This is a genomic window from Methylobacterium sp. CM6247 (genome assembly GCF_054817925.1).
Genome location: NZ_JBTXKX010000003.1, coordinates 637,857 through 657,862 on the forward strand (window position 1 = coordinate 637,857; position 20,006 = coordinate 657,862).

The 20,006-nt window shown below is 67.4% G+C and carries 20 protein-coding genes; 10 read left to right on the plus strand and 10 right to left on the minus strand.

Features of this window, described 5'->3' with window-relative positions; translation table 11 throughout:
• Positions 1-32: 32 nt before the first annotated feature.
• The 6 genes from ACYQOP_RS03830 to ACYQOP_RS03855 all read left to right on the plus strand — a co-directional run bounded on the left by ACYQOP_RS03830 (position 33) and on the right by ACYQOP_RS03855 (position 5,112).
• The gene (locus ACYQOP_RS03830) at positions 33-1,394 is read left to right on the plus strand and encodes a CmpA/NrtA family ABC transporter substrate-binding protein (RefSeq protein WP_461221224.1); all 1,362 of its coding nucleotides are present in this window, start codon (positions 33-35) and stop codon (positions 1,392-1,394) included.
• Between the two features lie 3 nt (positions 1,395-1,397).
• Positions 1,398-2,237 (plus strand): nitrate ABC transporter permease, encoded by an 840-nt coding sequence (gene ntrB, locus ACYQOP_RS03835; RefSeq protein WP_461221226.1) that lies wholly within the window; start codon positions 1,398-1,400, stop codon positions 2,235-2,237.
• Between the two features lie 10 nt (positions 2,238-2,247).
• Positions 2,248-3,210, plus strand: a complete 963-nt coding sequence (locus ACYQOP_RS03840) for an ABC transporter ATP-binding protein (protein ID WP_461221227.1) — start codon at positions 2,248-2,250, stop codon at positions 3,208-3,210.
• A 65-nt stretch (positions 3,211-3,275) separates the two neighbouring features.
• A complete protein-coding gene (cynS, locus tag ACYQOP_RS03845; RefSeq protein ID WP_056427819.1) occupies positions 3,276-3,764 on the plus strand; it encodes a cyanase in 489 nt (162 codons plus the stop codon).
• Between the two features lie 156 nt (positions 3,765-3,920).
• Complete coding sequence (locus ACYQOP_RS03850; RefSeq protein WP_056427822.1) at positions 3,921-4,328, plus strand: DoxX family protein; 408 nt, start codon at positions 3,921-3,923, stop codon at positions 4,326-4,328.
• A 151-nt stretch (positions 4,329-4,479) separates the two neighbouring features.
• Entirely contained in the window at positions 4,480-5,112 is a 633-nt protein-coding gene (locus ACYQOP_RS03855; protein WP_056427825.1) for a nucleotide-binding protein, read from the plus strand.
• A 71-nt stretch (positions 5,113-5,183) separates the two neighbouring features.
• On the opposite strand, the gene ACYQOP_RS03860 is transcribed toward ACYQOP_RS03855, so the two are convergent.
• Positions 5,184-6,575, minus strand: a complete 1,392-nt coding sequence (locus ACYQOP_RS03860) for a dipeptidase (protein WP_461221229.1) — start codon at positions 6,573-6,575, stop codon at positions 5,184-5,186.
• A gap of 336 nt (positions 6,576-6,911) precedes the next feature.
• Positions 6,912-7,589: an HD domain-containing protein gene (locus tag ACYQOP_RS03865; RefSeq protein ID WP_461221230.1), complete on the minus strand. Its 678-nt coding sequence runs from the start codon at positions 7,587-7,589 to the stop codon at positions 6,912-6,914.
• Positions 7,590-7,707: 118 nt separating this feature from the next.
• On the opposite strand from ACYQOP_RS03865, the gene ACYQOP_RS03870 reads away from it, so the two are divergent.
• The 4 genes from ACYQOP_RS03870 to ACYQOP_RS03885 all read left to right on the plus strand — a co-directional run bounded on the left by ACYQOP_RS03870 (position 7,708) and on the right by ACYQOP_RS03885 (position 12,738).
• Positions 7,708-8,673 (plus strand): GlxA family transcriptional regulator, encoded by a 966-nt coding sequence (locus tag ACYQOP_RS03870; RefSeq protein ID WP_461221231.1) that lies wholly within the window; start codon positions 7,708-7,710, stop codon positions 8,671-8,673.
• Between the two features lie 266 nt (positions 8,674-8,939).
• On the plus strand, positions 8,940-9,458 hold the full coding sequence (locus ACYQOP_RS03875; protein WP_461221232.1) for a (2Fe-2S)-binding protein: 519 nt from the start codon (positions 8,940-8,942) through the stop codon (positions 9,456-9,458).
• The gene (locus ACYQOP_RS03880; RefSeq protein ID WP_461221233.1) at positions 9,455-10,468 is read left to right on the plus strand and encodes an FAD binding domain-containing protein; all 1,014 of its coding nucleotides are present in this window, start codon (positions 9,455-9,457) and stop codon (positions 10,466-10,468) included. The genes ACYQOP_RS03875 and ACYQOP_RS03880 overlap by 4 nt, the downstream gene beginning before the upstream one ends.
• 14 nt (positions 10,469-10,482) lie before the next feature.
• Entirely contained in the window at positions 10,483-12,738 is a 2,256-nt protein-coding gene (locus tag ACYQOP_RS03885) for a xanthine dehydrogenase family protein molybdopterin-binding subunit (RefSeq protein ID WP_461221234.1), read from the plus strand.
• 87 nt (positions 12,739-12,825) lie between these two features.
• Here ACYQOP_RS03885 and ACYQOP_RS03890 read toward each other — a convergent pair whose 3' ends face one another.
• The 8 genes from ACYQOP_RS03890 to ACYQOP_RS03925 all read right to left on the minus strand — a co-directional run bounded on the left by ACYQOP_RS03890 (position 12,826) and on the right by ACYQOP_RS03925 (position 19,890).
• Positions 12,826-14,109 (minus strand): MSMEG_0569 family flavin-dependent oxidoreductase, encoded by a 1,284-nt coding sequence (locus ACYQOP_RS03890; protein WP_461221235.1) that lies wholly within the window; start codon positions 14,107-14,109, stop codon positions 12,826-12,828.
• A gap of 24 nt (positions 14,110-14,133) precedes the next feature.
• Positions 14,134-14,421: an MSMEG_0570 family nitrogen starvation response protein gene (locus ACYQOP_RS03895; RefSeq protein WP_056427847.1), complete on the minus strand. Its 288-nt coding sequence runs from the start codon at positions 14,419-14,421 to the stop codon at positions 14,134-14,136.
• Positions 14,414-15,592 (minus strand): MSMEG_0565 family glycosyltransferase, encoded by a 1,179-nt coding sequence (locus ACYQOP_RS03900; protein WP_461221236.1) that lies wholly within the window; start codon positions 15,590-15,592, stop codon positions 14,414-14,416. The genes ACYQOP_RS03895 and ACYQOP_RS03900 overlap by 8 nt, the downstream gene beginning before the upstream one ends.
• Before the next feature lie 5 nt (positions 15,593-15,597).
• Positions 15,598-16,572 (minus strand): sll0787 family AIR synthase-like protein, encoded by a 975-nt coding sequence (locus ACYQOP_RS03905; protein WP_461221237.1) that lies wholly within the window; start codon positions 16,570-16,572, stop codon positions 15,598-15,600.
• A gap of 2 nt (positions 16,573-16,574) precedes the next feature.
• A complete protein-coding gene (locus ACYQOP_RS03910; protein WP_461221239.1) occupies positions 16,575-17,120 on the minus strand; it encodes an MSMEG_0567/Sll0786 family nitrogen starvation N-acetyltransferase in 546 nt (181 codons plus the stop codon).
• An 8-nt stretch (positions 17,121-17,128) separates the two neighbouring features.
• Positions 17,129-18,217 carry an MSMEG_0568 family radical SAM protein gene (locus ACYQOP_RS03915; protein WP_461225186.1) on the minus strand — a complete coding sequence of 363 codons (1,089 nt, stop codon included), beginning with the start codon at positions 18,215-18,217 and terminating at the stop codon, positions 17,129-17,131.
• Positions 18,162-19,253: a Nit6803 family nitrilase gene (locus ACYQOP_RS03920; protein ID WP_461221240.1), complete on the minus strand. Its 1,092-nt coding sequence runs from the start codon at positions 19,251-19,253 to the stop codon at positions 18,162-18,164. The genes ACYQOP_RS03915 and ACYQOP_RS03920 overlap by 56 nt, the downstream gene beginning before the upstream one ends.
• A 154-nt stretch (positions 19,254-19,407) precedes the next feature.
• A complete protein-coding gene (locus tag ACYQOP_RS03925) occupies positions 19,408-19,890 on the minus strand; it encodes an MSMEG_0572/Sll0783 family nitrogen starvation response protein (protein ID WP_056427869.1) in 483 nt (160 codons plus the stop codon).
• Positions 19,891-20,006 lie beyond the last annotated feature (116 nt).

Genomic DNA, 20,006 nt, shown 5'->3' on the forward strand with positions numbered 1-20,006 from the left:
GAAGAGACAGTCTCCGCAGAAAGGTCCGCGACATGGCGCTCTTCGACGATCCGTTCAACGCCCGGCTGACCTTGAAGCGCGGGGGCTGCTCCTGCGGAAACCATCACGATCAAGCCGCGCACGATGCCGAAGCTCCGTCCGGCGACGCCGCGATCACTCGGGCCATCGAAGGCGCGGTGATGCGGGCCCTGTTCCCCGAGGATGCCCAGCGGCGCGCCTTCCTCAGGAGCGTCGGCTCGGCGACGGCGCTGGCCGCCGTGAGCCAGTTCTTGCCCACGAAATTCGTGGCCGAGGCCTTCGCGCAAGGGGCGAAGCCCGAGAAGACCGACCTAAAGGTTGGCTTCATTCCGATCACCTGCGCCACGCCGATCATCATGGCGAAACCCATGGGTTTCTACGAGAAGCAGGGGCTGAACGTGGAGGTGGTGAAGACCGCCGGCTGGGCGGTGATCCGCGACAAGACCCTGAACAAGGAATACGACGCCGCCCACATGCTGGCGCCGATGCCCATCGCCATCTCCCTCGGCGTCGGATCCAACCCCGTCCCCTACACGATGCCGGCGGTGGAGAACGTCAACGGCCAGGCGATCACCCTGGCGATGAAGCACAAGGACAGGCGCGACCCGAAGAGCTGGAAGGGCTTCAAGCTCGCGGTGCCCTTCGACTATTCGATGCACAATTACCTGCTGCGCTACTACCTCGCGGAAGCCGGGATTGATCCCGATACCGATGTGCAGATCCGCGCCGTCCCGCCGCCGGACATGGTCGCCAACCTGCGGGCCGACAATATCGACGGGTTCCTCGCCCCCGACCCGGTGAACCAGCGCGCGGTCTATGACGGCGTCGGCTTCATCCACATCCTGTCGAAGGAGATCTGGGACCGGCACCCGTGCTGCGCCTTCGCGGCCTCGCAGGATTTCGTCACCCAGACCCCGAACACCTACGCCGCCCTGCTCCGCGCGGTGATCGAGGCGACGGCCTATGCCTCGAAGATCGAGAACCGCAAGGAGATCGCCGCGCAGATCGCGCCGGCCAACTACCTCAACCAGCCGGTGACGGTGGTGGAGCAGGTGCTCACCGGAACCTTCGCCGACGGCCTCGGCAATGTTCGCAAGGTGCCCGACCGCGTCGATTTCGACGCCTTCCCGTGGTCGTCCTTCGCGGTCTGGATCATGACGCAGATGAAGCGCTGGGGTCAGATCAAGGGCGATGTCGATTACAAGGCGGTGGCCGAGAAGGTCTATCTCGCCTCCGACGCCGCGAGACTGATGAAGGAGGCCGGCCTCACCCCGCCGACCGCCACGTCGAAATCCTTCTCGGTGATGGGCAAGGTCTTCGATCCGGTGAAACCCGAGGAGTACCTGAACTCCTTCTCGATCAAGCGGGCGGGCTGAGCCATGAAGGCCTCCCTCTCGCTCCGCGCCGGCATCGTCTCACTGGCCGTCCTCGCCGCCTTCCTGCTGCTCTGGCAGATCTCGGTGGGCGGGGTCGCCAAGACCGAGGCCATGGACCCGGAATACGCAGCCCTCATGGGTGCAAGCGCCACCACCGGCAAATCCGCGATGCCTGGTCCGCTCGACGTCGCCGCCACCGCCTGGAAGCACCTCAGAGACCCGTTCTACGACCGTGGTCCGAACGACAAGGGGCTCGGCATCCAGCTCGCCTATTCCATCGGCCGCGTGGCGCTGGGCTACGGACTCGCGGTGCTGGTGGCCATCCCGATCGGCTTCCTCATCGGCATGTCGCCGCTGATGGGCCGGGCGCTCGACCCCTTCATCCAGCTTCTGAAGCCGGTCTCGCCGCTCGCCTGGATGCCCCTCGCCCTCTACTCGATCAAGGATTCGAGCCTGTCGGCGATCTTCGTGATCTTCATCTGCTCGCTCTGGCCGATGCTGATCAACACCGCCTTCGGCGTTGCCGGAACGCGCAAGGAATGGCTGAACGTGGCCCGCACCCTGGAGGTCGGGCCGATCCGGCGCGCCTTCACGGTGATCCTGCCGGCGGCCGCGCCCACCATCCTCACCGGCATGCGCATCTCCATCGGCATCGCCTGGCTCGTCATCGTGGCGGCCGAGATGCTCGTGGGTGGAACCGGCATCGGCTACTTCGTCTGGAACGAGTGGAACAACCTCTCGATCACCAATGTGATCGTCTCGATCCTGGTCATCGGCCTCGTGGGCATGATCCTCGATCAGCTGCTGGCGCGCGCGCAGCGTCTCGTCACCTTCCCCGAGTGAGGTCGCGCCCATGAGCAAGCTCATTCCCTTCGCGCGGCGCTTCGCAAGTGCCGCTCCCGACCCCGCCGCCGGGACCAGCCGCATGTCGTCCTCCGAAAAATTCATCTCCATCGAGGGGATCGCCCGGCGCTATCCCGCGCCCGGCGGCAAGCAGAACACCGTGTTCGAGAACCTGTGGCTGCCCATGCGGCGGGGCGAGTTCGTCTGCATGATCGGCCATTCCGGCTGCGGCAAGACGACGGTGCTCAACATCCTGGCCGGGCTGGAGGCGCCGAGCGAGGGCGTCGTCATCGTCGACGGGCAGGCGATCGAGGGAACCAGCCTCGACCGGGCCGTGATCTTCCAGGGCCACGCCCTGCTGCCCTGGCGAACGGTGCTCGGCAACGTCGCCTACGCGGTCTCCTCGCGCTGGCGCAAGGCGTCCCGCGCCGAGGTGGAGGAGCGTGCCCGCAAGGCCATCGCCACGGTGGGCCTCGCCGGCTCCGAGCATAAGCGCCCCTCGGAACTCTCCGGCGGCATGAAGCAACGTGTCGGCATCGCCAGGGCACTCGCCATCGAGCCCAAGATCCTGCTCATGGATGAGCCGTTCTCGGCGCTGGACGCGCTCACGCGGGGCACCCTGCAGGACGAGGTGCGCCGCATCTGCATCGAGACCGGCCAGACCGTCTTCATGATCACCCACGATGTCGACGAGTCGATCTACCTCGCCGACCGCATCGTGCTGATGACCAACGGTCCCGAGGCCAAGGTGGCGGAGATCGTCGAGAACCCGCTGCCCAAGCGCCGCGAGCGCGCGAACCTCCATCACGCGCCGGGCTACTACGCCCTGCGCAACCACCTGATGGACTTCCTCGTCAGCCGCTCGAAGACCCTGCGGGACGCCATGCCCGCCGGCTACGACCAGCGCCACCCGCCCGTGGTGCGGCCTGGTGCGGACGGACCGAAGCCGATTGCTGTCCCTGCCGCGTCGTAGATCCGCGCCTCGCAGACTCACGCGCCGCCCCTCACCCCCGTGTCTCGATCCATCGGAGAACTCACATGAAGCGCGAAGACCTCACCGAAAAGCTCCTCGACATCAAGCGCGAGAAGGGCTGGACCTGGAAGCATATCCAGGACGAGATCGGTGGAATCTCACCGATCCTCATCACCGCCGCCTGCATGGGGCAGATGAAGCTGCCGAAAGCCCAGGCGAAGAAGGCGGCGGAGCTGTTCGGCCTCACGGAATCGGAGGAGCGGATGCTCAACGAGGCGCCCTATCGCGGGTCCATCGCGCAGATGCCGCCCACCGACCCGCTGATCTACCGGTTCTATGAGCTGGTGATGGTCTACGGCACCACCTGGAAGGAGCTGATCCAGGAGGAGTTCGGCGACGGCATCATGTCGGCCATCGACTTCAACATGACGATGGAGCGCGAGCCCAACAACAAGGGCGACCGGGTGAAGATGAACCTCTCGGGCAAGTTCCTGCCCTACAAGTATTACGGCAACGAGGAAGGCGTGCCTGATTACGGCTTCAAGGAGCCGTAGCCGGCGCAGCATCGACGCGAACTGGTAAAGGCATCGCGGCTCATCGGGCCGCGATGCCTTTTTTCGCGCAGGACGAGTCGACGCAGGCCCCGGTTTCGTGCTGATTGCGCAGGCTTGGCCGTAAAAGCGGCCGCCCCGTCGGAGACTGTCGCCCGCATGAACCTCAACGCGATCTCGGCCACCTGGGCCCCCCGGCTCCTCAGCATCCTGCGCATCGTCGCCGGGGTGCTGTTCCTGGAACACGGCACGCAGAAGCTGTTCGGGTTCCCCGTGCGCATGGGCGGCGGCAGCGCACCGGCCCTGTTCACGCTCTTCTGGTTCGCGGCGATCCTCGAAATCGTCGGCGGTGCGATGATCATCCTCGGCCTGTTCACGCGGCCGGTGGCGTTCATCCTCTCCGGCCAGATGGCCTTCGCCTATTTCATCGCCCATGCGCCAAAGAGCCCGTTCCCGGCCCTCAATGGCGGCGACGCGTCCATTCTGTTCTGCTTCCTCTTCCTCTACCTCGCCGCCGCGGGCGCCGGTCCGTGGAGCCTCGACGCGCAGCGCCGCGGACGGTTCTGAGACCCGGAGAAAGCGGTCGGCCGCGCTTCCCGCTTCGGGTGGGAGCGGGTCGCCCCGGAACGAGGGAGAGAATGCGGATGCTTGCCCATCGTCACCCCAGGTCGTCCGGCTTCCCGGCGTGACGACCGTCTCCTCCGCCGAAGACCGGCGGATGCGCGTCATGGCCGTGGCCGTTCAGAAGGGCGGGACCGGCAAGACGACCCTGGCGGCGTCGCTCGCCGTCGCGGCCGCGGAATCCGGCGAGCGCGTCGTCGCCTACGACCTCGATCCGCAGGGCTCGCTGATGGCATGGGGCGCCCTGCGCCGCCAGAACGGCATCACGGTCGACCGCATACAGGCCTGGGAGATCGGGCAATTGCCCGACATCCTCGACCAGACGTCAGAGAACGGGACTACGCTGGTCTTGATCGATACCGCCGGCGCCGCAACCGGCGCCACCCCCGCGCTCCGCGCCGCCGACCTCGTCCTGGTGCCGGTCCGCCCGTCGCGGCTCGACCTCGTGGCCGCCCGGCCGACCTTGCAGGCCCTCGTCGGCCTCGGCATGCGGAGCCGTCTGGCGCTCGTGCTCAATCAATGCCCGCCCCCGCCCTCGGCGCGCACCGACGCCTATGCGGCACAGCTGCGCGGCCTCGGCGTCCTGGCCGAACCGGGGATCGTCCAGCGCGTCGACCACCAGGACGCCGTGGCGGCGGGGCTCGGCGTCACCGAATACGCCCCCCAGGGACAGGCCGCCGGGGAGATCCGCGCACTCTGGGGCTGGATCGACGCGAAGATGCGAGGTTGACGCCTCACGTCGCGCGGAGAGCGGGGCGCTGTCTCGCCCCGCTTCGCGAAGTAGATGGGGCAGTCTCTCGCCTACGCTTCCTTCGCCCCGAATGCCGCCAGGATGCGCGCCCAGGAGCGCGTGCCCTTGTGGAAGCTCTTGAGGTCGTACTTCTCGTTGGGCGAATGGATGCGGTCGTCATCGAGGCCGAAGCCGATGAGGAGCGTGTTGCGATCGAGCAGCCGCTTGAAGTCGCCGACGATGGGGATCGAGCCGCCCGCTCCGATGGTGACGGCGGGAGCGCCCCATTCCTCGGCTAGTGCCCCCCTCGCGATGTCCAGTTCGGGCATGTCGAAGGGCAGGCTGATGGCGCGGCTGCCCTTGTAGCAGATCACATCCACCGAGCAGTCCGACGGGATTCTTTCGCGCACGAAGGCCTCGAAGGTCCGGGCGAGCTGTTCCGGGTCCTGGTCGTCCACGAGGCGGAACGAGACCTTGGCGCTGGCCTCTCCCGCGATGACCGTCTTGGTGCCCTCGCCGGTATAGCCGCCGATGATACCGTTGACGTCGCAGGCCGGGCGCGACTGGATCAGCTCGATCAGCATGCGGCCGCGCTCACCCGCCGGCTCCGACAGGCCGATGGGGCCGAGGAACTTGTCAGCTGTAAAGTCGAGCCCGCGCCATTGCTCCAGGATGTCCGCGGGCGTCTCGCGCACGCCGTCGTAGAAGCCCGGCAGGGCCACCTTTCCATCCGCGTCGTGCAGGTCGGCGATGATCTTCGACAGGACGTGGATCGGGTTGCGCGCCGCGCCGCCGAAGAAGCCCGAATGCAGGTCACGGTCGGCGCAGGTGACCTTCACCTCGAAATAGGCGAGGCCCCGCAGCGACGTGGTGATGGCCGGCGTGGTCGGGTTCCACATGCTCGTGTCACAGACGAGGACAATATCCGCCGCGAGCCTCTCCCGGTTGGCCGCGACCCATTCCGGCAATCCTTGAGAGCCGTTCTCCTCGGCGCCCTCGATCAGCAGAGTGACGCCACAGGGTAGCTCGCCCTCCATGGCGATGAAGGCGCGGCAGGCTTCGACGAAGGTCATGACCTGACCCTTGTCGTCCGAGGCGCCGCGCGCCACGATCTGTTTCTCGCCGTTGGCGTTCACCGAGATGCGCGGCTCGAAAGGCGGCGTCGCCCAGAGGTTCAGCGGGTCCACCGGCTGCACGTCGTAATGGCCGTAGAACAGCACGTGCGGCTTGCCGGGTTTCGGCGCATGCGCCAGCACCACCGGATGCAGTGATGTCTCGTGGATGGCCGTCTCGAACCCGAGCGCCGTCAGATTGCCCTCGAGCCACTGCGCCGCATCGCGGCAATGCCCGGCATAGGCTGGATCGGTGGAGATCGAAGGGATCCGCAGGAAGGCGAACAGCCGCTCCAGGGCATTGTCGAGGTCGCGGTCGATATCGTTGAGAACCGGGTCGAGGGCGGCCATCGCGCGTCCTTGTGGCAAGCGGGGATGGCGACAGGGTTAGCCGAGGGGATGGGTGGGCGCAAACCACCGACATTGCCGTTCAGGGCTGCAAACCGGGCTGGACGACTTTCGACATGCAGGAAGGTCAGGGGGCTTACGATTTCGGAACCGTGTTCCGGTCATCGAGGAGCGTTTGGGCTCGCATGATCGGCATCTGACGAATGATATGCCGGGACCCCGCTCGTCGGGATGCGGTTTGCGGCGCCCCACCCGATCCCTCACCGAACGACGCCACTATCGGACCTTCAGGTGCGACACGGGATGAGAACGTAACCGCTCGCCGCGAGGGTCCACGCTTCAGCCACGATCAGCGCAGCCGCATCCCGGGGCATGGGCGCCGGTGGGCCAGCGCGAGCGACGGATCAATTCGCAGAAGTTGCCCTTGTGGAAGCCGGGCTCCTTGTCGGCGATGACGTCCGCCTTAACGTTGCCGAACGTCGTGCCCGGCTTGTGTCGGATGCCGTCGTAGAAGGCTTGGATGATATCCTCTTTGAAGTCGGGCGTCCGAGGGAAAGCCGACACAACCGCCTCACGCTCGGCGTCCGAATACTCTCCGTAGGTCAGACCGAGCACATCCATCTCGACGCCGGCCGTGACGAGTGCCACCACGGGATGCATGTGGACCGGAATGCCCGGCGTCGTATGCAGCGCGATGGCGGTCCAGACCGTATAGACATCCGCCTCCGGTACTCCGTGCGCTGCCAGGAAGTCGCGCGCTGCATTGGCGCCGTCGACCTCGAAGCGCTCCTCCGCACTGCTGTGGTCCGGCATCAGGCCAACGTCGTGGAACATCGCTCCCGCGTAGAGAAGTTCGCGGTCGAAGCTCAGATCGCGGCGGATGCCTGCCAAGGCGCCGAATTGGTAGACCCGGCTCGAATGATTGAAGAGGAGTTCGGTTTCCGTGTCCCGGACGAACTCAGTGACGGCACGGCCCAATTTGCTGTCCGGAATGGTGGCCAAGGTGGGAATGCTCATGAGCGGGTTTCCTTTGTGCTGAGCCTCCCAACGAGCTACGAGACATCCTTAATGGCATCAATCATCGTGTAGCGGCATTTCCTGCCATCATTCATGCATCCTCAGCCACGGAGCCCCAATGGTGCCCCGACTCGTCGCCATCCTCGCCCTTCCCGGGGTCCAATTGCTCGACGTGGCCGGCCCGCTCGACGTCTTTGCCGAGGCGAACGTCCAAAGCGGCGAGGATGTCTACGATCTCGCCATCGTCGGAACGGCCGCAGATACGATTCTGACGTCGTCGGGACGGCGTCTCGTGGCGGATCTCGTCGCTCCCGGCACCGACCCGGCTCGCTTCGACACCTTGCTGGTCGCGGGAGCGCCTCGCATGCACGAGGCGGGCGTCGACAACGGCCTCTTGGACTGGCTCGCGAAAGTCGCGACGCAGTGCCGGCGCTACGGTTCAGTCTGCAGCGGGGCGTTCCTGCTGGGTCAGGCCGGCCTGCTGGACCGTCGGAGAGTGACGACGCATTGGGCCGTGGCGGAAGTACTGGCGGCGCGCTACCCCGAGGCGTCGGTTGAGCCCGATGCGATCTGCCTCTTCGACGGTCCGCTAAGGACGGCGGCCGGGGTCACCGCGGGACTGGACCTCGCGCTGGCGCTCGTCGAAGAAGATCTTGGCGCGGAGATCGCGCGCCGGGTCGCCAGCCAACTCGTGATGTTTTTTCGACGCGGCGGCGGGCAGATGCAGTTCAGCCGACGCGGGCTCAGTGCACCGGCCGGCCGATCGGCCTTGCAGGAGGTGCAGCGCTGGGTGGCTGCGTATCCCGCGGAGGATCACGCGGTCGAGAAGCTCGCGGCGCGTGCAGGGATGAGTCCGCGCCATTTCGCGCGCCTGTTCCGGACCGAGACGGGACTGACACCCGCCGCCTACGTGGAGAACGTCCGGATCGAGGCTGTCCGGCGTCTTCTGGAAACGGACGACATCGTTCTCAAGCAGGTCGCGAGCGCCTGCGGGTTCCTCGACACCGACACCCTCCGGCGGGCCTTCATGCGGCGCGTCGGGACAACGCCTGCGGAGTATCGACGACGGCATCTGCATCGCTGAGCCGACGGCGCATCAGAGCCTGCACGCCCGTTCGAACTATCAGATCCGGCGAATCGGCGCTCATCCGGCGGCGGCGCCTCGAACCAGCCCGGTAGCGCCCGACATCCTTCTCGCCAGCGGAAACACCCCACCGGGGAACAGGCTCAATTTGGAACGGTTATTGAGTGGGCGGGCGTGGGGCGCGGAAGATCTTCCCCCCGCGGCCGCATCGCCATTCGAGAAACCCGGCCGGCATCTCACCGGTCCCGATCCCTCAGGACATGCCCATGCTCATCGACAGCGGATCACCCGGGGCGCCAGCCGCCATCGGCATCAGCCTGACCATCAACGGCGAGGTCCGTGAGCTCCAGGTGGCTCCTTGGACCACACTCCTCGATCTGCTGCGCGAGGAGCTCGACCTCACCGGCACCAAGAAGGGCTGCGACCACGGCCAATGCGGCGCCTGCACCGTGCTGGTGAACGGCACGCGCATCAATTCCTGTCTCGCACTCGCCGTGATGAAGGACGGCGCCGAGATCGTCACCGTCGAGGGGCTGGCCAGACATGCCGGCCAGGACGGCGCGATGCATCCGCTCCAGGCCGCCTTCGTGGAGCGCGACGCGTTCCAGTGCGGATACTGCACCCCCGGCCAGCTCTGCTCGGCCGCCGGCATGATTGCGGAAGGTCACGCCAGGTCCCGCCAAGAAATCCGCGAGGCGATGAGCGGTAACATCTGCCGCTGCGGCGCCTACACCAACATCGTCGACGCCATCGAAGACGTGATGCACGCGGGAGCCGCCCGATGAACCGCTTCGATTACGTCCGCCCGACCACGGTCGAGGAGGCGGTGAGGGCCATCGGCTCGGCCGCCAATGCCCGCTTCATCGCCGGCGGCACCAACCTCGTCGACCTGATGAAATACAATGTCGAGCGGCCGGAGCGCCTCGTCGACATCACCCGCCTGCCCTTGGAGGCCATCGAGGAGCAGGATGGGGGACTTCGCATCGGCGCCCTGGTGACAAACGCGACCGTGGCCTATGACGAGCGGATCAAGAGCCGCTATCCGCTCCTGTCGAGCGCGATTCTGGCCGGTGCCTCGGGCCAGTTGCGCAATGCCGCCACCACCGGCGGCAACCTTCTCCAGCGCACCCGCTGCTATTACTTCTATGACGACGCCATGCCCTGCAACAAACGCGATCCCGGCACCGGCTGCCAGGCGATCGGCGGGGTCAACCGCATCCACGCCATCTTCGGTACGAGTGACAAGTGCATCGCCACCCACCCATCCGACATGTGCGTGGCCCTGGCGGCGCTCAACGCGACGGTACGGGTCACCGGGCCGGCGGGTGAGCGCACCATTCCCTTCGGTGAGTTCCACCGTCTGCCTGGGGACGAGCCGCAGCGGGACACCACCCTCGCGGCCGACGAGATCGTGCTGTCCGTCGATCTGCCGGCCGAGGATTTCGGCGCCCACCACACCTACCTGAAGCTGCGCGACAGGCTCTCCTACGCCTTCGCCCTGGTCTCGGTGGCCGCCGTGATGAAGCGCGATGGCGACACGATCACCGAGGCGCGCTTCGCCCTCGGCGGCGTCGCGCACAAGCCCTGGCGCAATGCGGAGGCGGAAAGCTCGCTGAAGGGCAAGCCCGCCACCCGCGAGACGTTCGAGGCTGCCGCCGACATCGTCATCCGTCACGCTCAGCCGCAATCCGAGAACGGCTTCAAAGTCGAACTCGCCCGGCGCGCCATCATCCGCGGCCTGAGCCAGGCCGCGGCCGGCACGCCGCAGTCGCAATCCGACAAGCGCATCGCCTGAGGACCCGTCCAGACATGGCAAACAGCATTTCCTCCACCGGCAAGGACAGCTTCGTCGGCACCGCGCGCAGTCGCGTCGACGGCCCTGCCAAGGTCACTGGCCTCGCGAAATACGCGGGCGAATTCACCGCGGCCGATCTCGCCCATGGCTACGTCGTCTCCGGCGGCATCGCCAAGGGCCGCATCACCGCCATCGACACAGCGGCGGCGGAGGCCGTCCCCGGTGTCGTCAAAGTCTTCACCCACGAGAACCGCCCCCGCACGGCGTGGCTCGACTATAATTATCAGGACGCCGTGGCGCCCCCCGGCTCGCCGTTCCGCGCCCTCTACGATGACAAGATCCTCTACAGCGGCCAGCCCGTCGCGCTGGTCGTCGCAGAGGATTTCGACACTGCCCGCTATGCCGCGTCACTGATCAAGGTCGCCTACGAGGTCGAGGAGCCCCTCACCGATGTCGAGCGCCAGCGCGAGTTCGGCTACGTACCGCCGATGAAGCGCGCGGGGATCAAGCCGCCGCCGGAGCCCTGGGGCGATGCCGAGGGCGCTTTCGCCTCTGCGCCGGTGCGGCTGCGCAACGATTACACGCTCGCCGTCGAGCATCACAACCCGATGGAGCCGCACGCGTCCACGGTGGTGTGGGAGGGCGATGGCCGGATCACCGTCTACGACAAGATCCAGGGCGTCTCGAACAGCCAGGGCTACATCGCCGGCGTGTTCGGCATGGACAAGGACAAGGTGCGGGTGCTCAACCCGTATCTCGGGGGTGGCTTCGGCCTCGGCCTGCGCCCGCAATACCAGCTCTTCCTCACGGTGATGGCCGCGCGCGAACTGGAGCGCTCGGTGCGCGTGGTGCTGACCCGCGACCAGATGTTCACGATGAGCTATCGCCCCGACGTGCGCCAGACGATCTCGCTGGGCTCCGACGAAGAGGGCAAGCTGCTCTCGCTCCGTCACGAAGCCCTGTCCGGCACCTCGCGGTTCGAGGATTACCAGGAGGTCGTCGTCAACTGGTCGGCGATCCTCTACGGCGGCTGCGAGAATGTCGCCCTCGACTACAGACTGACACAGATCGACACGTTCACGCCCTCCGACATGCGCGCGCCTGGGGCGGTGACCGGGGTCTTCGCCCTCGAAATCGCCATGGACGAACTCGCCTACGCGACGAAGCAGGACCCGATCGCCCTGCGCCTGAAGAACTACACCGATAGGGACCCGACCGAGGGCAAGCCCTTCGGTTCGAAATCCCTGCGCGCCTGCTACGAGCAGGGCGCCGAGCGTTTCGGCTGGTCCGGGCGCAATCCCGAGCCGCGCTCCATGCGCGACGGCAAGGAACTCGTCGGCTGGGGCATGGCCACGGGCGTGTGGGAAGCCCTGATGCAGAAATCCTCGGCACAGGCGACGCTCACCGCCGATGGCAAGCTCATGGTCGGCAATTCCACCGGGGATATCGGCACCGGCACGTACACGATCCTCACCCAGATCGCCGCCGATGCCCTCGGCCTGCCCATGGAGGACGTGACGACAAAGCTCGGCGACACGGATTTGGCGGAAGCCCCCGTCGCGGGCGGTTCGTGGACGGCGGCCTCGTCCGGCACGGCGGTGATGAAGGCCTGCCGCAAGATCGCGGCGGATGTCTTCGCCATGGCCCGCGCCATGGACGATTCACCGCTGGCCAATGTCGATCTCGAACGCGTCGTCTTCACCGGCGGGCGGATCCAAGTGGCAGGTGATCCGTCGCGCAGCGTCTCGCTGGTGGAGGCCATGGCGGCTGCGGGCGTCGACAAGGTCGAGGCCACGGAGAGCGCGGGGCCCGATGCCGGGCACGCGAAGGAGTTCGCCTCCTACACGCATTCGGCCATCTTCGCCGAGGTGAAGATCGATGAGGAACTCGGCCAGGTCCGGCTCACGCGGATCGTGTCCGCCATCGCGGCAGGCAAGATCATCAACCCCAAGACCGCGCGCAGCCAAATCCTCGGTGGCGTGGTGATGGGGATCGGATCGGCCCTGGAGGAAGAATCGATGCTCGACCACGCGGTCGGCCGGTTCATGAACCACAATCTCGGCGAGTATCACGTGCCGGTGAATGCCGACATCCACGATATCGACGTGATTTTCGTGGAGGAGGAAGACAAAGCCAACCCGATGGGCGTGAAGGGCCTCGGCGAAATCGGCATCGTCGGCACCGCCGCCGCGATTGCCAACGCGGTGTTCCACGCCACCGGCAAGCGTATCCGCGATCTGCCGATCACCATCGACAAGATCATTGGGTGATCCAACAGTCGAACTGTAAGTAGATGCTGAGTCACCCGGACCGTACGCAATGGTCCGGGTGACTCGACGGAGGCGGTTTTTGTTGCCTCAACTCGCCATCGAAAGGGGCTCCCCGACAGAGCGTTTCGCCCCCCTCTCCACCACCCGCTCCGCCAAATACTCCGTATCCCGCGCGATGCCGGAGAAGCGGCCCGAGCCCCAGGTGTGGAGCCAGGGCAGGCCGACGAAGTAGAGCCCATCCACCGGGGTCACGCCGCGCGTGTGAATCGGCAAGCCGCGCCCGTCGAAGGCGGGGGCGTCGATGAAGCTGTAATCGGCGCGGAAGCCCGTCGCCCAGATCACGCTGCCGATCCCGGCCGCCTTGGTATCGAGGCTCGGCGCGTGAGGTCCCGGCACCCAGAGCGGAGTGTAATGCGCCTGTTCGGGAGCGGCGATCCCCTTGGCGGCGATGTGCCTGTCGATGGCGCCCTGGATGCCGGTATAGACCGCATCCGCGTTGTCGAGGTTTCGGCCCAAATCATCGGCGAAGCGCAGCACCGGCCCGTCTATGGCGTCGAGACGGCCGTGGAGGCTCATGCCTTCCAGGGCGAAACGGCGCAGGTCGATGTCCCGGCCGCCGTCGCGGCCAGTGAGGTAGTGGTTGGCCTTGCGCCGCACATCCTCCTTGAGCGGGTGGTTCTCCACGGGGAGGTCGTACTGGCCCATATCGGCGAGCCAATCGACGGCGTCGCGCCCACGATAGGTGCGCGGGCAGCGCGGCGCACTGCCGACCACGAGATGGACCTTGCGGCCCGCCAGGTGAAGATCTTCGGCAATCTGGCAGCCGGACTGGCCGGAGCCCACCACCAGCACCGCACCGTCCGGCATCTGACCCGGATTGCGATAGCTCGAGGAGTGGATCTGCCGCAATCCGGCGGGCAGCCGCGCGGAGAAGGCCGGGATCGACGGGACGTGATAGCCGCTGATCGCCATCACCACTTGGTCGGCCGTGTGATCGCCACCGCTCGTGGCCACGGCGAACCCGCCGTCCGCGCGGCGGCGGATCGACGTGACGGTCACCCCCTCTGCCACGGGGGCTTCGATCGCCCGGGCATAGGCCTCGATGTACCGGACGATCTCGTCCTTCGGCATGAATCCATGCGGCTCGGCACCCGGATAGGGGAAGCCCGGCAGCTGGCATTGCCAGTTCGGCGTGACGAGGCAGAAACTGTCCCAGCGCTGCGTCTTCCAGGCATGCGCGATGGTGTTCTTCTCGAACACGATGTGGTCGATGCCGTGCTGCCGGAGCTGATAGCTCATCGACAATCCGGCTTGACCACCGCCGACGACGATGACGGAATGGTGCGAGGGGGGCGTCAGGATCTGGTCCATGGGGCGTCCTTCAGGCTCGGTCCGCTATTCCTCGAAGGCCTCGACCCGCACGCGGGCATCGGGCAACGCGGCGAGCGCCCTGGCGCCGGCCTCGATCCGCGCGAGTTGCCCGAGGGCGAGGCTGCAGGGAAACCCGTAGCGCGCTTCCACCCGCTGGCTGGCGATGGTCAGCGCCGTCCGGCTGCGGGCGACGAACTCGTCGAGGGCGTAGGTCTCGCCGACTCCGAAATGCTCCTTGATGACGAGGGAGGGCGAGTAGCAGGCCTCGCGCCGGCCATCCGGCCAGCGCACGTGGAAATGCATCTCAGGCATCCGACATCTCCTGCTTGCGGGCGGCGAGCGCCGCGTAGGCGGACTTGTGCTTCTCGGCGCAGGCGCGCCAGGAATGGGCCTCGGCGACCGCGAGTCCCGCTCGTGTCAGTCGGCTGCGAAGGGACGGTTCGAGGACAGCGCGCAGGCCGTTGAAGATCGCTCCCTCGTCCTCGGGATCGACGAACACGGTGTCTCCGGTCGTCAGATATTCCGTGAAGGGTGGCCGGTCGGACACGAGGGTGGGCGTTCCGCTCGCCATCGCCTCCAGCACGCAGAGGCCGAAGCCTTCCCTCAGCGAGGGGAAGACCAGTGCGTCGGCCAGGCGATAGAAGGCCGGCATCGCCGCCTGAGGCACCGGTCCCGTCTCCACCACCGCCCGGCCGGGGCCGAGGGTGAGGCCGTTCCGGTCGAGCGCGGCCCGGCACCGGGCCTGGTAGCCGGAATGGTCGAGGAGCGAGGCACCGCCGACGACGAGAAGCTGCGCGTCCGGTCGCTCACCCCTCAAACGCGCGAAGGCCTCGATGATGGCGAGGGTGTTCTTGCGCTCCTCGAACCCACCGACGCTGAGGAGCACGGGACCGTCACCGAGGCCCCAGTGCGCACGGAGCGCCGCATCCCCCTCCCCCGGCGCGGGGCCGAAGGCGCCGGTATCGACACCGTTGCCGACATTGAGCGCGTCGAGACCGTAATCCCGCGTCAGTGCGTCCTGCCAGAGGCTGCTCACACACAGGAGGGCGGTGGCGTCGAAGATCGCCCGGTCGTGCCAATAGGCGAGCTGGGGGTCGGAGAAGAGGTCGACATGATGGACCGTCCGCACGAAGCCGGGGATCAGGCGGCGGCGCGCGAGGGTGGCAAGCGCATTGCCGCTGATGGCGTCCTGCGCATGGAAGACATCGTAGTCGCAGGCCGCCGGCGATGCGAAATGGCGCAGGTAATCCTCAATGCGGATGCGCACGAGCTCCACCGTGGAGCCCGAGACCGGCCGCGCAGCGACCGAGGTCACCGGGCAGGCGGCCCGGCGGAAGAAGCCGCTGCCCGAAGGGTCCGGCGCATGGACCACGGCCTCGTGGCCGAGGGCGACGAGCGCCTCGCCGAGGGCCAGTGCATGGACCACCCCGCCGCGCGGATTGGTGGAATGCGCCAGGATGGCGATGCGAAGCGGCTCACCCATTCGCTTCACTCCCCTTGCCCGCAGCCGATGAGGGGACCGGCCGCGAAATCCCAGATGACGGCCTCGTCCTCACTCTCGGCGAGGGTGGCGAAACGGCTCGCATCGATGCCGCCGATGGCGGCGGCCGCAATCCCCCGCTGCGTGAAGCGCCCCAGCACCGCCTCGACACTCCCGGGCGGAACGCTGAGGAGGTAGCCGAAGCTCGGGAAGGCGGTGAGCCAGCGAACGAGGTCGATCCCCTCGGGGCGCGGGATGCGGTCCAGCCGGATCGACGCGCCGACGCGGGAGCATTCGAGCAGCATCAGCGCCGTACCGACGAGGCCGGCCATGCTGATGTCCTTGGCCGCCTTGGCGAGCCCGTCCTCGGCGATGCCGCTCAACAGTTCGATATCGCCGCGCAGGCGAAGGGCCGGCGCGGCACTGGCCGCGTCCCAATAGGGGTGCGGACCGCGAAAGGCGCCGCGCAGGTCGATCGCCGCCGCGAGGCTGTCGCCGGGCCGGGCGTCGAAGCTGGTGAGCAATGTCTTCGCACGGCCCAGGATGGCCACGGCGAGATGCTCGCCCGCGTTGCGGGTGTTGCTGTGGCCGCCGACGATGGGCACGCCGAAGGTCTCCGCCCCCGCCCGCAAGCCCCTGAGCATGGGGTCGGCATGGGCCTGGTCGCGGCTCCACAGGGCGTCGACCACGGCGATCGGGCGTCCGCCCATGGCCGCGATGTCGCTGACATTGACCATCACCCCGCAGAAGCCGGCGAAATACGGATCGGCGGCCACGAACCCGTCCATGAACCCTTCGATGGCGAGGAGGAGGTAGCCGTCGCCATCGGGAATCGCGGCGCAATCGTCGCCCAGGGGCACGGCGAGCGCACGGTCGCCCAGGCCGAGCCGCCCAATCACCGCGTCGATGTCGCGTTTATGGGCGAGGCCGCGCCCGTCTCGGAGATGTCGCGCGATCTCGGCGAGGGATTGTATCTGGCCCATGCTCACGCCGCCTGTTTCAGCAGGGTGACGAGGCCGCGCTCCGGGTCCGCCATGGCTGGGTAATGGGCGAGGTCGGCCTGCATCAGGTGATGCGGCCGTCCATGAAGTTCGATCTCGGCGAGACTCGTCCAGTGCAAAGCCTCGAACAGGATCGCGTTGGCACTCTGCACATGGGCGAGAAAGCGCGTGCATCCGCGCGCATGGGCGGAGGCCACCGCCACGTGGATCAGGCCGGCGCCGAGGGCACCGATCCGGCGGTGATCCCGCGCCACCGCGAGGCGCGAGCCCCACCATAAGCCGGGCCGGTCGGCGGTCTCGTGGATGCGCACGGTGCCGACGACGGCATCCGGCGCGCCGCCGAGGGTCGAGAGGGCGCAGATCGGGACCGCCGCCGCGTCGATGGCATCGCGGTCGTCGCCCTCGAAGATCCCCTGCTCGACGCAGAAGACCTGCCGGCGCAGGGCGGCCGTCCCGTCCCGCTCCCAGGGGGCAGTGGCGAACTTGATCCGGAAATGGCTCGACCGGTAGGCGGGGACGGGCTCGAACATCGTCCCGCTCACCGCTCGTAGGTGGAGAGCGCCGAGCAGGCGCCGCAGCGTCCGCAGCCAGCCTTGATGTCGGTGGAGCGCAAACCCGCCCCCGCCAGCATCGCCGCGAGCGGCTTGAGCACGGAATGCATGAAATCCGGCGAGGGGGCGGGATGGTCCTCCAGCGGCGTGCCGGAAATCGGCACGAACGGCACCACGAACGGGTAGACTCCCATGCCGATCAGGCGCTCGGACATGGCGAGGATCGCCTCCGCCGTGTCGCCGAGACCGGCGAGGATATAGGTCGAGACCTGGCCCTTGCCGAAGACCGGAACGGCGGCGGCGAAAGCGTCGAAATAGCGGTCCAGCGGCACGCTCGCCTTGCCGGGCATGATTCGCGCCCGGACCTCCGGGGTCACCGCCTCGAGATGCAGGCCGAGCGCATCGACGCCCGACGCCTTCAGCCGGGCGAACCAGCGGTCGTCGTCCGGCGGCTCGCATTGGGCCTGGATCGGAAGATCCACCGCCGCCTTCACCGCGAAGGCGCTCTCGCAGAGCACTGCCGCCCCCCGGTCGGTGGCGTTGGGCGTGCCCGTCGTCATCACCATGTGCTTGACGCCGTCGAGAAGCACGGCGGCGCGGGCGACCTCCGCGAGTTGCTGCGGCGTCTTATGGGCGACGGTTCGCCCGGCCGCGAGCGACTGTCCGATGGAGCAGAACTGGCAGGTCTTGGTGCGGCTCTGGTAGCGGATGCAGGTCTGCAGCACCGTGGTGGCGAGCACGTCGCGCCCGTGCAGCACGGCGATCTTCGAATAGGGCACCCCGTCGAGGGTCTGGAGCCCGTAGAACCGGGGCTTGCCCGGAAACGTCACACGACCGATCACGGTGCCGTCATGCTCGATGAGGCTCGACCCGTCGGCATCCGGCCGGCGCACGAGGTAGGGCGAGTCGAAGGCGCCCGCGGTATGGACCGGCACCATCACGGTGCGGCCGGCGATGGTCATCGCCTTGTGGTCGGAAGGGCCGGCCCCGCCCCGGCGGCTGGCGACCCCGGCGCGGGTGTCAGCCAACCTGACTCCGTAGGATTGGAGGGCGTTGATCAGGTGCTCTGTCGGCATCCCCTGATAGACCGGGGACGGCACCGGCGAGGAAGCGGCCTGGGAGGTCAGCAGCGGAGAGTCGCTCATGGTCGGTGCTCCGGGGATGCGGGATGTCCGATGCGGGTTTGGTCACCACCGTGCGGGCGGGACGCGCGTCGTGGTTGAGGCTGAGGAGTTCGGGGCGGGCGTAATGGCCCACCGAATCCATCATCCGCTTGCGCTTGGTGACCAGCGCCATGTCCATGTCGGCGACGAGGATGCCCTCGCCCTCCGTCATCGGCGGAACGAGGTGCTTGCCTTCCGGCGAGACGATGGCGGTGCAATTGCCGCCGCGCAGGGCCCCGCGCATCCGCTCGTCGGGAGAGATTTTGGCGACCTGCGCTTCGGTGAGCCAGCCGGTGGCGTTGACGACGAAGGCCGCGGCCTCCAGGGCGTGGTGCCGGATCGTCACCTCCATCTGGTCGGCGAAGATCTGACCCACCATGGAGCCCGGGAACTGGGCCGCGTGGATCTCCTCGTGCTGCGCCATCAGGGCGTAGCGGGCGAGCGGGTTGTAATGCTCCCAGCAGGCGAGCGCCCCGACCCGACCCACCGCCGTCTCGACCACGGTGAGCCCGGCACCGTCCCCCTGCCCCCAGATCATGCGCTCGTGGTAGGTCGGCGTGATCTTGCGGCGCTTGAGCAGCAGCGTCCCATCGGCGTCGAAGATGAGCTGCGCGTTGTAGAGCGAGCCGTGGTCGCGCTCGTTGATGCCGAGCACGATCACCGCTCCATGTCGGCGCGCGGCCGCCGAGACGGCCTGCGTCACCGGCCCCGGCACCGTCACCGCGCCCTCGTAGAGGCGCAAATGTTCGGGCCCCTGTGCCGCCGGCGGGGCGATGAAGGAGAAGTACGGGTAGTACGGGACGAAAGTCTCGGGGAACACGATGAACCGCGCACCCTTCCCCGCCGCTTCGTCTGTCGCGGCGAGCACTCTCACCAGCGTCCCGCCCGGCCGCTCCAGATCCGGGGAAATCTGGACGGCGGCGGCGCGCACGATGCGTGACTCGGACATCGGCCTGTTCCCTGTTCGCCATGGTCCGCGAGCATTCCCTCTCCCCTCTGCGGGAGAGGGTGGCCCACGAAGTGGGTCGGGAGAGGGGAGCGCCATCTCTGGAGAGGTCGCCCCTCTCCCGCCTCCACCACAGAGGGGGAGGGTCAGAACGGCCTCAGACCGTCCAGGTGTCGATGACCACGGCGTTGTCGCGCTTGTGCAGCAGCACCAGGTCGAGGACGTCGGTGGGGGCGATGGGGCGGATGCCCTCGATCAGCGAGGGCTCGCCATGGCCGTAGAGCGCCTGCAGCGCGAACCGGCAGGCATAGACCTTACCGCCCTCGGAGAGGAACTTCACGATCTGGTTGTTCATGTTCATGTGGCCGGGAAAGGCCTCGTCGCCGAGCGTCGGGAAGCCGCGCTGGACGCCGAGCGTCACGCCCGGCCCGTAGAGCAGGACGGAGGTCTCGAAGCCCTTGCGCAGCAACCGCGTCGCCTGGAGCAGGTTCACGAAGCCGATGGAGCCCTCGAAGGCCACGGTGTGGAAGGTGACGAGGGCCTTCTGGCCCGGCTCGGCCTTCACGTCCTCGAAGACCTTCTCTTCGTAATCCACGAAGTAATCGCCCTTCTTATGGTGCTCGGCGGTCACGGCTGGCATCGTAAATACTCCCCGTCATCTCGATATCCGCCGCGATCACGAGCAGCGACGGCTGATGAGGAGATGGCAAACCGCATGCCAGCAACCGGTGGAGTTCGATCCAGCCAAATCCGCGC

Coding starts and splice junctions, on each gene's coding strand:
- ACYQOP_RS03910 (WP_461221239.1), bottom strand. CDS start 17,120: ATGTTCGAGCCCGTCCCCGCCTACCGGTCGAGCCATTTCCGGATCAAG.
- ACYQOP_RS03890 (WP_461221235.1), bottom strand. CDS start 14,109: ATGGACCAGATCCTGACGCCCCCCTCGCACCATTCCGTCATCGTCGTC.
- ACYQOP_RS03880 (WP_461221233.1), top strand. CDS start 9,455: ATGAACCGCTTCGATTACGTCCGCCCGACCACGGTCGAGGAGGCGGTG.
- ntrB (WP_461221226.1), top strand. CDS start 1,398: ATGAAGGCCTCCCTCTCGCTCCGCGCCGGCATCGTCTCACTGGCCGTC.
- ACYQOP_RS03905 (WP_461221237.1), bottom strand. CDS start 16,572: ATGGGCCAGATACAATCCCTCGCCGAGATCGCGCGACATCTCCGAGAC.
- ACYQOP_RS03875 (WP_461221232.1), top strand. CDS start 8,940: ATGCTCATCGACAGCGGATCACCCGGGGCGCCAGCCGCCATCGGCATC.
- ACYQOP_RS03860 (WP_461221229.1), bottom strand. CDS start 6,575: ATGGCCGCCCTCGACCCGGTTCTCAACGATATCGACCGCGACCTCGAC.
- ACYQOP_RS03850 (WP_056427822.1), top strand. CDS start 3,921: ATGAACCTCAACGCGATCTCGGCCACCTGGGCCCCCCGGCTCCTCAGC.
- ACYQOP_RS03925 (WP_056427869.1), bottom strand. CDS start 19,890: ATGCCAGCCGTGACCGCCGAGCACCATAAGAAGGGCGATTACTTCGTG.
- ACYQOP_RS03895 (WP_056427847.1), bottom strand. CDS start 14,421: ATGCCTGAGATGCATTTCCACGTGCGCTGGCCGGATGGCCGGCGCGAG.
- ACYQOP_RS03885 (WP_461221234.1), top strand. CDS start 10,483: ATGGCAAACAGCATTTCCTCCACCGGCAAGGACAGCTTCGTCGGCACC.
- ACYQOP_RS03920 (WP_461221240.1), bottom strand. CDS start 19,253: ATGTCCGAGTCACGCATCGTGCGCGCCGCCGCCGTCCAGATTTCCCCG.
- ACYQOP_RS03900 (WP_461221236.1), bottom strand. CDS start 15,592: ATGGGTGAGCCGCTTCGCATCGCCATCCTGGCGCATTCCACCAATCCG.
- ACYQOP_RS03830 (WP_461221224.1), top strand. CDS start 33: ATGGCGCTCTTCGACGATCCGTTCAACGCCCGGCTGACCTTGAAGCGC.
- cynS (WP_056427819.1), top strand. CDS start 3,276: ATGAAGCGCGAAGACCTCACCGAAAAGCTCCTCGACATCAAGCGCGAG.
- ACYQOP_RS03855 (WP_056427825.1), top strand. CDS start 4,480: ATGCGCGTCATGGCCGTGGCCGTTCAGAAGGGCGGGACCGGCAAGACG.
- ACYQOP_RS03915 (WP_461225186.1), bottom strand. CDS start 18,217: ATGCCGACAGAGCACCTGATCAACGCCCTCCAATCCTACGGAGTCAGG.
- ACYQOP_RS03840 (WP_461221227.1), top strand. CDS start 2,248: ATGAGCAAGCTCATTCCCTTCGCGCGGCGCTTCGCAAGTGCCGCTCCC.
- ACYQOP_RS03865 (WP_461221230.1), bottom strand. CDS start 7,589: ATGAGCATTCCCACCTTGGCCACCATTCCGGACAGCAAATTGGGCCGT.
- ACYQOP_RS03870 (WP_461221231.1), top strand. CDS start 7,708: ATGGTGCCCCGACTCGTCGCCATCCTCGCCCTTCCCGGGGTCCAATTG.